Source organism: Asticcacaulis biprosthecium C19 (assembly GCF_000204015.1).
Classification (GTDB): domain Bacteria; phylum Pseudomonadota; class Alphaproteobacteria; order Caulobacterales; family Caulobacteraceae; genus Asticcacaulis; species Asticcacaulis biprosthecius.
In genome coordinates, this window is record NZ_GL883080.1 from 552,957 (window position 1) to 564,160 (window position 11,204).

The 11,204-nt window shown below is 60.4% G+C and carries 9 protein-coding genes; 6 read left to right on the forward strand and 3 right to left on the reverse strand.

Going from position 1 to position 11,204, the window contains the following annotated elements; all coding sequences use genetic code 11:
* Window positions 1-581 (forward strand): dicarboxylate/amino acid:cation symporter (locus ABI_RS21015; RefSeq protein ID WP_157139070.1); only part of this gene is annotated, 581 nt, incomplete at its 5' end.
* Between the two features lie 130 nt (window positions 582-711).
* Here the strand turns inward: ABI_RS21015 and ABI_RS21020 are convergent.
* Together ABI_RS21020 and ABI_RS21025 are read right to left on the reverse strand one after the other, a co-directional pair.
* Window positions 712-1,329: a GNAT family N-acetyltransferase gene (locus tag ABI_RS21020; RefSeq protein WP_245531414.1), complete on the reverse strand. Its 618-nt coding sequence runs from the start codon at window positions 1,327-1,329 to the stop codon at window positions 712-714.
* Window positions 1,330-1,427: 98 nt separating this feature from the next.
* Window positions 1,428-2,228, reverse strand: coding sequence for a DnaJ C-terminal domain-containing protein (locus ABI_RS21025; protein WP_006275088.1), 801 nt, complete (start codon window positions 2,226-2,228; stop codon window positions 1,428-1,430).
* A 415-nt stretch (window positions 2,229-2,643) separates the two neighbouring features.
* On the opposite strand from ABI_RS21025, the gene pdxH reads away from it, so the two are divergent.
* On the forward strand, window positions 2,644-3,300 hold the full coding sequence (pdxH, locus tag ABI_RS21030; protein WP_006275089.1) for a pyridoxamine 5'-phosphate oxidase: 657 nt from the start codon (window positions 2,644-2,646) through the stop codon (window positions 3,298-3,300).
* 53 nt (window positions 3,301-3,353) lie between these two features.
* Window positions 3,354-3,875 carry a hypothetical protein gene (locus tag ABI_RS21035; RefSeq protein ID WP_006275090.1) on the forward strand — a complete coding sequence of 174 codons (522 nt, stop codon included), beginning with the start codon at window positions 3,354-3,356 and terminating at the stop codon, window positions 3,873-3,875.
* Between the two features lie 185 nt (window positions 3,876-4,060).
* On the opposite strand, the gene ABI_RS21040 is transcribed toward ABI_RS21035, so the two are convergent.
* Window positions 4,061-4,675, reverse strand: coding sequence for an HAD family hydrolase (locus ABI_RS21040; RefSeq protein WP_157139040.1), 615 nt, complete (start codon window positions 4,673-4,675; stop codon window positions 4,061-4,063).
* Window positions 4,676-4,757: 82 nt separating this feature from the next.
* Between ABI_RS21040 and ABI_RS21045 the strand changes: the two genes are divergently transcribed.
* The 3 genes from ABI_RS21045 to ABI_RS21060 all read left to right on the forward strand — a co-directional run bounded on the left by ABI_RS21045 (window position 4,758) and on the right by ABI_RS21060 (window position 10,974).
* Window positions 4,758-6,176: a bifunctional aminoglycoside phosphotransferase/ATP-binding protein gene (locus tag ABI_RS21045; RefSeq protein WP_006275092.1), complete on the forward strand. Its 1,419-nt coding sequence runs from the start codon at window positions 4,758-4,760 to the stop codon at window positions 6,174-6,176.
* Between the two features lie 213 nt (window positions 6,177-6,389).
* Window positions 6,390-7,169, forward strand: coding sequence for a DUF1499 domain-containing protein (locus tag ABI_RS21050; protein WP_040309808.1), 780 nt, complete (start codon window positions 6,390-6,392; stop codon window positions 7,167-7,169).
* A gap of 775 nt (window positions 7,170-7,944) precedes the next feature.
* Window positions 7,945-10,974, forward strand: coding sequence for a TonB-dependent receptor plug domain-containing protein (locus ABI_RS21060; RefSeq protein ID WP_006275097.1), 3,030 nt, complete (start codon window positions 7,945-7,947; stop codon window positions 10,972-10,974).
* Window positions 10,975-11,204 lie beyond the last annotated feature (230 nt).

The following is an 11,204-nucleotide window of genomic DNA, read 5'->3' on the forward strand; positions in this document are numbered from 1 at the left end:
TGTACCTTGGCTGTTTCGTGCTGCTGCTGGTGGTGTATCCGACGCTGTTGAAGCTGCATGGCTTGCGCGTCGCCGGATTTTACAAGAGCGTGTTCACCGCCCAGCAGACGGCATTTTTCACCTGTTCGTCGATCGGGACCCTGCCGGTGTCGTTGCAGGCGGCGATCGAGAAGTTGAAGCTTCAGAAGGGCTATGCCGGCTTTGCCCTGCCCCTGGGCGCCAATATGAAGGCGGACGGGTGCGGCGCGATCTATCCGGCGATTTCGGCGGTGTTCATCGCCAACTATTTCGGCATCGACCTGACGGTGCAGCACTATATTTTAATCGCCCTGGCCAGCGTGTTGGGGTCATTGGCCACGGCCGGGGTGCCTGGGGTGGCGACGGTCATGCTGACCGTAACCCTGTCGACGGCGGGTCTGCCGCTGGAAGGGATTGCCTTGCTGGCCGCGATCGACCGGATCCTCGACATGATCCGGACGGCCACGAATGTGACCAGTCAACTGTTGTGCGCGACTTTGGTCAGTCGCGAAAACGGATTGATTGAGGACGGATCTCCGTTACTGGCGCCAAGCAAATCATAGCACGGCAGAATGCTGCACCTTTCTTCGCCCACCCCGTTTACGGGGAGGGTGGCGCGAAGCGCCGGGCGGGGCTTTACCGTCTTTGGAGCAGCCTTTCCATATCAGGACTTCGCGCAATAATCACGGCGCTCTAAATGTCCGTCGTCAAAGCCCGCTTCTGGAAGCCGTTCTCATCAAAATTCTCCACACCCAACCACGCCTCCAACCGCGCACGCACGGCCGGCCATTCTTCGACAATCACCGAATACCAGGCCGTGTCGCGGCGCCGCCCTTTGGTCACGACAGCGTTGCGGAACACACCCTCGAACGTAAATCCCAGCCGTTCCGCCGCGCGTTTCGACGGTGCATTCAACTGATCGCACTTCCACTCATAGCGCCGATAGCCTCCATCAAAGGCGTGCCGCATCATCAGGTACATGGCCTCGGTCGCCGCCGTCGTCCGTTGCAGTAACGGCGAAAACGTCAACCCGCCGATCTCGACGGCGCCGTTCCCCTCATCATAGCGCATATAGCTGGCCAGCCCGACCGGTCCGTCCTTCGTTGCAATGACAAAGGTCTGGAAGCCGCGATGATCCCTATGCAGCCGCACGACGTTATCGATCTCGCCCGCCGACTCAAAAGGTCCCCAGGGCAGATAACTGAACAATCCGCCGTCGCCTCGGGTAAAGGCCGACGACAGGCCGTCCGCATATGATCGATCATAAGGCACCACCCGGCACGTCCGCCCGATCAGGTCAACGTCCGGCAATCGTTGACACCCAACCCATCCCGGCAGAGCCTTCCCGATCGGATTGCCGAACGAATCCTCGCGAACGCCTAGCGACGGACTGAAGACGTCCGGAGACATCACGACGCCCATTTCAGCCGGAATTCGTTCAAGGCGTCACGGTAGGACGGCACACGGTTCATCATGGCTTCCAGCCGCACATGCAGGTTGCCCGCAGCCTGTTTCCCATTGGCCGGCAAACCAAGCCCCGCCAGACACAGGCTCGACCCGCGCGGTGCATCTTTTTCGATCGCCACGTCGCGCGGGCCGTGCGGCGTCTCGATTCGCGCCAGGCCGCCGATGGCAAAAATCCTGACTTCGATATGGGCCGTCATCCACAGATCGTCGCCCCACACCCGAACGCCGTCGGGCGCATCGATATGGACCCGGAACACCTGCTCGGCGCGAAGCCCTTCGGTCGGTACCCGCAGCAGATCGCCATTGCGCAACCCGGCCGGCAACGCCACCTTCAAGGTCTTCATCTGCGTCAGCGAGGTGAGTTCCTCATGCGCCGCTGACACTTCCCACGCAGGCACGTCCTTCAACGCGACGCCACCGTTCAAGGCCTGATTCAGGCTGATGTCCAACCTGATCGGTTCATCGAGGTGCGCGTTCAGATTGGTCAACAATTCCGTATGTTCGTGCGCCGATTTGCTATCGGACATCAAGAGCTCGCGCGCCAGAATCAGCCGGCGCAACAGGGCATCGGTGCCGCCATGGATATCCGGATGCGCCGCCTTCAACCGCGTCCGGAAGGCTGTGCGAACGTCGTCGTCATTGACCTTGCCCTCCAGCCCGAGCGCGACGAGCGCTTCGGCGCGCGTGGTCGGCTCTTCGACGGTTTCAACGGCGGGCTTGGGTTGTTTCTTTGCGCGGGCCATGGTGCTCCCTCGGGCACGAGCGCAATCCGATAAAGTGTGCAGCACTTTTCGGAAAAATTGCGCGTCAAAACAAAAATCTAAAGCGCCGTTTTGACTCTACCAAAACGGCGCTTTAGGCCCATTTATGCCGCGCAATCCTTAATGCGCCGTTAGCCATGTTTTTGTCGGCAGGCCTCACCCTCACTCTACCCTCACTCTCAGGGCAGGGCGATAGAACCTGCGACGCCACGCCATACGGACCTGAGACAATGCGCCACCCTTATTTTTCTTTTCTTTCGGGTCTATTCGTGTGCATCCGTTTCATCCTCATTTGTCATATGAGCCTGTCATGCCCCGTCGGCGCGACCTGCGAGACCGTATCGTCCCGGCGAAAATCACTACCTGATTGCCCTTCATTCAAGGGCGGGAGATCACCATGTCGTCACCCCTGATTCCGGCCTCGCCGACCGAAGCCGATTACAAGGAAGCCCATGCCGCCCACGGCGCCGAGATAGAGGCCGCCGAGCCCTTTGTCCTGTTCGCCGACTGGCTGAAAGACGCCCGCGCCAAGGAGCCGAACGATCCCAATGCCATGGCGGTGGCGACGGTCGATCCCGACGGCTTGCCGGACGTGCGCATGGTACTGCTGAAGGACTTCGATGCCGAGGGGTTCGTCTTCTACACCAACACCCAAAGCGCCAAGGGCCAGCAAATGACCCAAAGCCCCAAGGCCGCCTTGCTGTTCCACTGGAAATCGCTGCGCCGCCAGGTTCGCATCCGCGGCGAGGTCGTCCGCGTGACGGACGCCGAGGCTGACCTCTACTTCGCCTCGCGCGCCCGCCCCAGCCAGATCGGTGCCTGGGCGTCGGAACAATCGCAGCCTCTGCCGGATCGTTTCGCCCTGGAAAAGCGCGTCGCCGAATACGGCCTGAAGTTCGGCCTGGGCAAGATCGAGCGCCCGCCACACTGGACGGGTTTTCGCGTCGTGCCCAGCGCCATCGAGTTCTGGCGCGACCGGCCCTTCCGCCTGCATGACCGGGTGCAGTTTATCCGCACAGCCACCGGCTGGACCCGCGAGAAGCTGTATCCCTGAGATTGCCATTCAGTTCCACTCGACGTAAGATTGCTGCCGCTAGGGAGGCAGGGATGAAACTATTACGATATATCGGGGTCCTGGCTGCGGTTCTGTTGGCACCCTTGCCGGCCTTGGCGAAAACGGCGTGGGTTTCCAATACAGGCGATGAAGAAACGCAGAATTGGTGCCGCTATCCCTCGGAAGCGGTGTGGCAAGCCGACCCTGCGGAAGACGCTGCTTCGATAGCATGGACGAACGGAAGCGCCGAAGTTCGTCTGTCGTCGGCCGATCCCGGCGGTGACTGGATGGTTCACGACACCTACGTGTTCCATGGCAACGGGCATGCGGAATTGAGCCGGATCTACAACACCTTCTTTTTCGGGGAGATCAGCCTGGAAGAGGATTGGAAATTCGACGGCAACAGATGGCAACGCACCCGTCGCGCTATGTTTGGCCTCAGCGGCAAAAAGCCATCAGCTGACGATGGTACCGTCAAGAACCCTATAGAAAAGTACCGCAGCCTGAGCGCCTTTCCCTTTTACCCGTTGCTTGCCTCCGAAACGGTCGCGAAAAAGATCTGCTTGTCTTCCTAATCGCTTCTTCGGGTCGCGATCGCGCGGCCTCTTTTGACTCCAAAGTCCTTATTTTCTTATACTCCCCCGCTATGCGGGGGAGGTGTCGGCAAACGCCAGCGCGCCGTCGGAGGGGGGATTTCTTGGCGCAGCAGTTGGCAGAAAAAAAATGAACTGGTGGCGCATCTCGGCCATATCCGAGTCCGCTACCACCCCGCCGGATCGCTCTGATAAAATGGCCGGATATCCGTGACGGTCATGCCGGCGCGGTAGGCGGCCACGATACCCTGGTCGCTGTCCTCGAATACATGGCATAGCGTCGGTGCGACACACAGGTTAGAGGCCGCCTTCAAAAACAGATCCGGCGCCGGTTTGCCAACCCCGGTATCCTCGATCGTCACGATCGACTCGAAAAACTCTGTCAATCCGATCGCGCCAAGCGACGCCATCACCATTGGTCTCTGCGCTGCCGACGCCACAGCCAGTTTCAGCTTGCCGTGATGATGCCGGACCAGGTTTTCCGAAAACGGAATGGCCCGGATGGCCGCGGCGTGACCTAGAAACATCGCTGGCGTACGCACCCGCAGGTCCTCGTCATCGACCGGCACACCGGTCTCTTCGGTCAACGCCGCCAGCAACTGCCGCCGCGACAGCCCCAGCCGCGCGGCGTAAAACGCGGCGGTCATTTCGACCTTGTAGGGCGCCAGGGCCTCGCGAAAGGTGCGAAAATGGGCGGCGAAGGTATCGGCCAGGGTGCCGTCGCAATCGAAGATCAGCGCCTGCACCTCCGGTCGCAAAAGGGGCGGCGCGGAAAGGGACATGCGGCGCTCCATGGACCCTGACCGCCTGCGCCGTCAAGCGCCCCTGTTGCCAATCCGGTAAAAACGTCCTACCCGAAAAACCATGTCGCTCAGCCAAGTCCTCTATCACCTGAAAGAAGGCGCCGACCAGGTCATCGAAACCTCGTGCGCCGTCGTCATCCTCAAAGGCACCAAGGCCTACAAGGTCAAGAAGTCGGTCGACTACGGCTTCCTCGACTTTACCTCGCCCGAAAAGCGCCGCTCGGCCCTGTTGCGTGAACTGCGCTACAACCAGCGCATGGCGGCCGACATTTATCTTGGCGTCGAGGAGATTGCCGGTGAGAGCGTCCTGGTCATGCGCCGCTTCGATACCAAAGGCGTGCTGGGCGAACAGAGCGCCGAGGATCCGTCATGGACGCCCGATCTTGACCTGATGCACAATCTGGGGCGCATGGTCGGCCGCTTCCACGCTGGTTCCGAGATCTGCCGCGACCCGCAGCACGACAACAACGTCAAATACGTCATCGATTCCAACAAGCGCAACATCGACGTCTTCCGCAAACAACTGGGCGAAGACGCGGTCGACGCCTATAGCGCCGCCATTTACGCCGCCTACGAAGCTGTCGAAACCGACGTCCTGAAACGCTTTGCCGATGGCCATGTCCGCCACTGCCACGGCGACTTGCATCTGGGCAATATCCTGGTCGAAAACGGCTTGCCGGTCCTGTTCGACTGTATCGAGTTCAATGAGCGACTCAGCCAGATTGACGTCCTCTACGATCTCGGCTTCCTGCTGATGGACCTGTGGGTGAGGGGGCACGGCGACGCCGCTTCGCGCGTGCTCAATGTCTATCTCGAACAGGCCGCCCGGCTCGAGGACGACGTCCAAAGCGTCTATGCCGGCCTGAAGCTGCTGCCGCTCTACCTGTCGGTCCGCGCCGGCGTGCGCTGCCATGTTAACGCCAACTATGGTGGTGAAGGCAACTACGCGATGGACAAGGCGCGCATGTACCTGGAGGCTGCCCAAGGTTTCCTGGAGATGTCGCCGGCGACCTTTACCGCCGTCGGCGGCCTGTCCGGTTCGGGCAAATCGACCCGCGCCCGTCAGATCGCGCCTGCCAGCGGCCGCGCACCCGGCGCCGTCATCTTGCGCAGCGACGAGATCCGCAAACGCCTGTGGGCCTGCCCGGAATACGAAGCCCTGCCACAGGAAGCCTACACCCCGGATGAGAATCACCGCGTCTACGGTGAGATGTTTGCCCTGGCCGAAACCGTTGTCGAAACCGGCCAGTCGGTCATTCTGGACGCGACATTCCGCGAGTCCGCCTGGCGCGACAAGGCTCAGGCGCTCGCCGGCCAGGCGAACTTGCCGTTCCACGGCATCTGGCTGGATGTGTCCGCGGCCGATCGCGCCGCCCGGGTCTCCCTGCGCACCCGCGATGTCTCCGACGCCACGCCCGATATTGCTCAGCGTCAGCAAACTGTTGATCTGGCAACGGTTTCGTGGCAGATTGAAACCTGACGACGTCGTAAAAATACCCTAATCCGGGTGTTAGGCTGCGACGTACAAGTGGGGATAGAATCTGCTTTGAAACGACCTCGCTACGGCGAGGTGGTTCAAAAAATATTCGCTTTTTGAAGGTAAAGCGGTGACGCGGCCCCGCAGCGGCCCCAAGGTACATCGGTCCGTTCCATTTGATACAACAAAAGGGAAAACCCGCGCGTGACGGAAGACATGCCGAAATCTACTCAGGCCACGTCAAAGAAGAAGGGCCTTGCCTTCGCCCACTTCGCCTTCATCGTTGCCCTTGTGACGCCTCTGTTCCTGGGCTGCGTCATGATTGCGTCGAACCTTGGCTATATTGACTATGACCTGGGCTTCAAGGCACTGACCCTGAACCTTGCCCCGAAAATGGCCCTGGGTGCCATGGCCGTCGCCGGCCTCTCTTTGCTTATCTCGCTGTTCATGGCGCCGGGCCGTTGCGGTCCCTGGGCGCTGGCCGCGGTGGTGATCACCGGTGGGGTTCTTGGCGGTTTCTGGCTCTATCAAAAGGCGCTGAAAGCCAATCCCCCCATCGGCGACGTCGCCACCAACTGGGAGCGTCCGGTAACCTTCTCGGGACGCCTCATTGAGGCGCGCGGTACCGACGCCCGTCCGATCGAAGATCTGCCGCGCGTGCCGCGCAACGAATCCATGGACTGGGGCGGCAAGACGATACCGGAAATCAACGCCCTGACCTGTCCGCGGGCGCGTACCATTACCAAGAAGGAAGGCGTGACCGCCGAGAAGGTCGTCGCCATGCTCAAGGCTGATGGCTATGTTGTCACGGGTTCCGCCGACTGGCGCGTCGAGGCCACCTACCAGGACCTATTCTACGGCTTTAAGTCCGACGTCGTGATTCGCCTTGATCCGACCGGAATCGATATCCGCAGCGTCGGCCGCTATCCCATGCCCGACCTGGGCACCAACTGCCGGCGGGTCGTCGACCTGATTCACAAGATTGAGGCCCTGTAGCCTTCGGCTGGCTTAACTTTTGCTTAACCTTTGCCAATCGTGCAGAGGTGACACATGGCCGGCGACATCGCCCTATATATTTCCAAGCGTTCGCAACGTGGTCTGGCGGCTCTGCTGTGTCTGTTTATGGCACACCTGGCGGTTGCCAGTTGCACCCCCGAACCAGTGTCGCCCATGGCCGCTCGCATTGCAGTGCGGCACTGACCCGGATTCGTGGTCGGATTCGTAGTCGGTTTCGGGGCTGGAGTCGTGGTATGCGAATGCTGTGCCAGTGTCTTGGCACGGTAAGACGAGCAAGCCACCGTTACCCCTGATAGGCGATTACAAATCCTTTGCAAGGTCACGCTTGCGAAGTGCCTCCAAGGCCGCTTTGTGACCCTTTTTGGCCTTTTGCCTCCGTCGCATCAAAATATCCGCGGGAATGATTTCCGCGCCTTGATTTGGATATGGGGTGAATTTTCTCACCACCTGTTGGGGCCTGAAAAGCCGCTCTCTGGCACCGGTCTTTGTTGAAATATTAAGAGTTTTTGCGATATTTCTCTCGGGTGGCGTAAGAAACCCCTGTGGAAAAATCACCCCCTGTATCTGAAAAAGCTTTCCCCTGGGGAAGGTTGCCTCTGTGACTTTATTGAAACAGGTTTCAATTGATATAGACAAAAATGTGTCGTGTGATTGACGGATTCACGACAGGGGTCTTTAAGTTTATTAACAGCGCGTAATGCTGGAAACTGCGGTGGGTGCGCCTACACCCCTCATGTAACCCGGAGAAACAAGAGTGAAACAAAAATCTTTGCGATCTGGCCTGTTGGCCACGACCACCATTCGCGGCATTCTGTCGGGTGTGGCTGGTCTGGCGATTGCTGTCGCCGCCATGCCCGCCGCTGCGCAAGATGCCGCGGCAGCCGCACCTGCAGCCGATGAACCCGCCGCCGAAGTCGTGATCACCGGCTCGATCATCCGCCGTAAGAACCTGGTTTCGAACTCGCCCCTGACCGTCATCACGGCGGGTGATCTCGAAGCGCGTGGTATCACCACGACCCAAGACGTCGCTCAGCGCCTGCCGGGCAACAACGGCGGCACCATGACCAACAACTGGTCGGCGAACGGTAACTTCGCCGCCGGCGCCTCGGCCATCTCGCTGCGCGGCCTGACCAGCAACTCTACCCTGGTTTTGACCGACGGTCTGCGTCTGTCCTACTATCCGCTGGCCGACGACGCGACCCGTAACTTCGTCGACCTGAACACCATCCCCAGCGCCATCATCGATCGCGTCGAAGTCCTGGGCGACGGCGCGTCCTCGACCTACGGCGCCGACGCCATTGCCGGCGTTGTCAACATCATCACCAAGAAGCAGTTCCAGGGCTTTACTGCCAAGGGCTTTGTCGGTACGTCCGAGCAGGGCGGCGCGGATCAGCGCGGCATCTCGGCCATCTGGGGCACCGGAAGCCTGGCCGAAGACGGCTGGAACTTCTACGTTTCCGGCGAATACCAAAAAGACGACATGCTCAAGTTCAGCGAGCGTGGCTATCCGTACAACACCGCCGACCAGAGCGACACCTGTAACGCTGTGTCCTGCCGCACCAACGGCGTCCAGAACGGCATTCAGTTCGACAACCGCTTCCTCGGTGTCGGCACGACCACGGTCGCGACCGTCCGTCCGTACAATGCGGCCGCAACGGCCGTTGCCGGTAGCTGGCGTATTCTGAACCAGGCCGACGGCTGTCGCGATCTGGACACGGTCACCATCTCCCAGGCCAATATCGACGCCAACGCGGCGGCGGGTGCCCCGGTTGGTGGCGTTCCGGTCGGTACGAAGCTGTGCCAACAGGACAATATCAACAAGTACAGCGTCGCCATCCCTGAAGTCGACCGTACCAGCTTCTCGGCGCGCTTTACCAAGCGTTTCAGCGACACGCTCGAAGGCTACGGCTCGCTGACACTGTATAACAGCAAGACCTACAACGAAACCCGTCCGCGCAGCGCTCGCGACCAGGCGACCCCCGGCGCCGCCGGCACGACCTACAGCACCGCTGCTGGTTCGGCCGACTTCCCGGGCGCCTTCGGTCTCTATCTGCCGATCTACGTCTGCCCGCGCGGCACGACCGTGGCCTGTACCTCGACCAACGGCACCCTGAACCCGAACAACCCGTTCGCGGCTTCCAACCAGGTCGCCCGTCTGTCCTACTATTTCGGCGACATCCCCTACTTCACCACCACCGACTCCAAGACGACCCGCTTCGCCGCTGGTCTGCAAGGCGAATCGATGGGCTGGGACTGGGATCTGGGTATTTCCGGCATGGAAACCTCGCTGGAATACGCCCAGCATGGCCGCCTGTACATTCAGCACCTGATCGACGTGGTCAAGGACGGTTCCTACAACTTCGTCAATCCGTCGCAGAACACCCAGGCCGTGCGTGACTACCTGTCGCCGACCAAGATTCAGGACTCGAAGTCGCAGACGGCAGCCATCCATTTCTCGGCGGCACGTCCCCTGATGGAACTGGCTGGCGGTACGCTGCAACTGGGTGTCGGCGCCGACATCCGCTACGAAATGGTCGATAACCCCAGCGCCAACCCCGACCCGGTCGGTGGCGACCCGCGTCAGCGTTACTTCACCATCAATCCGTTCGGCGCAAAGGGTCAGCGTACCGTCGCTGCCGCCTTCTTCGAACTGGATGCGCCTCTGACCTCCAACTGGGAAGTCAACTTCAGTGGCCGTTACGACGACTACTCGACCGGCTTCGGCGCCTTCTCGCCGAAGATCAGCTCCAAGTTCAAGGCCAACGACAAGCTTGCCTTCCGTGGTACCCTGTCCAAGGGCTTCCGTGCGCCGGCTATCGCCGAAACCAACGCTGACCCGTCGACTGGCTTCATCACCCTGTCGGCTCCGGACGATTTCATTGCCGCCCACAACAACAACGGCTATGGTGACCCGTATTCGGTCGGTCTGACCACCGTGTCCTCGACCACCCTGAAGCCGGAAAAGTCGGAGTCGGCCAGCGCTGGCTTTGTCTTCACGCCGACGCGCAACCTGTCCTTCACCTTCGACTGGTGGAAGATCCACAAGGACGACATCATCCAGGGCGGTGACTATGCCCCGGCTCTTGACGCCTACTTCGCCGGTCAGCCCATCCCGGCTGGTTTCAACGTTGTTCCCGGGCAGGCTGACCCGAACTTCCCGAACCTGCTGCCGACCCCAGGCTTCATCCAGTACGGCCTGATCAACCTGTCGGCTCAGGACATTGCCGGTGTCGACGTCTCGGCGTCGGGCCGTTTCGATCTCGGCTTCGCCAAGCTGACCTCGACCGCGGAAGCCTCTTACATCCAGTACTTCACTCAGACCTATCCGTCAGGCACCAAGGCGCGCTACGACGGCACCCTGGGTAACAACCAGATCACCTCCGGCTCGGGTACGCCCAAGCTGCGCGGCAACTGGCAGAGCACGCTGGACTTCGGCAAGGCGTCGGTTACGGCGACCGCCTACTACACCAGCGGTTACAAGTCGATCGCCGCCGACAACGGCGATGATTACTACGGTACCTGCGAAGAAGGCCACACCGCTGCGACCTATCGTAACGGCGACGTGATCACCTGTAACGTCGACGCCTTCACCTATATCGACCTGCACGGCGAATATCAGCTGACCGACAACTACTCGGTTCAGCTGGACATCCTGAACGCCTTCGACGCGGCGGCTCCCCAGGATCCGAGCAGCACCTATCAGATCACCAACTACAACGTGGCTTTCCACAGCCCCGGTCTGGTTGGTCGCTATGTCAAGCTGACCGGCAAGGTCACCTTCTAAGAGCGGACTTGATCTGAACGGAATTGAAGGCGGTGCTGAAAAGCACCGCCTTCTTTTTGTGCGCCCAGCATGGGCGCATTCTAGTGGGTGCAAGTCCTACCGTGAGCTGGGTACGGCTCGGTCGCCATATTTTCGGGGACGCCTTACTAATTGCATAAACTAATTTACTAGACTAAAAAACTTGCATACCCAAGGAGGCGGAGATGGCGAGACAGGCGCGCGTTGTTTTT

What these genes read in the sequence shown, in the direction of transcription:
- ABI_RS21025 (WP_006275088.1), bottom strand. Translation starts at nt 2,228, where the DNA reads ATGGCCCGCGCAAAGAAACAACCCAAGCCCGCCGTTGAAACCGTCGAA.
- pdxH (WP_006275089.1), top strand. Translation starts at nt 2,644, where the DNA reads ATGTCGTCACCCCTGATTCCGGCCTCGCCGACCGAAGCCGATTACAAG.
- ABI_RS21035 (WP_006275090.1), top strand. Translation starts at nt 3,354, where the DNA reads ATGAAACTATTACGATATATCGGGGTCCTGGCTGCGGTTCTGTTGGCA.
- ABI_RS21040 (WP_157139040.1), bottom strand. Translation starts at nt 4,675, where the DNA reads ATGTCCCTTTCCGCGCCGCCCCTTTTGCGACCGGAGGTGCAGGCGCTG.
- ABI_RS21045 (WP_006275092.1), top strand. Translation starts at nt 4,758, where the DNA reads ATGTCGCTCAGCCAAGTCCTCTATCACCTGAAAGAAGGCGCCGACCAG.
- ABI_RS21050 (WP_040309808.1), top strand. Translation starts at nt 6,390, where the DNA reads ATGCCGAAATCTACTCAGGCCACGTCAAAGAAGAAGGGCCTTGCCTTC.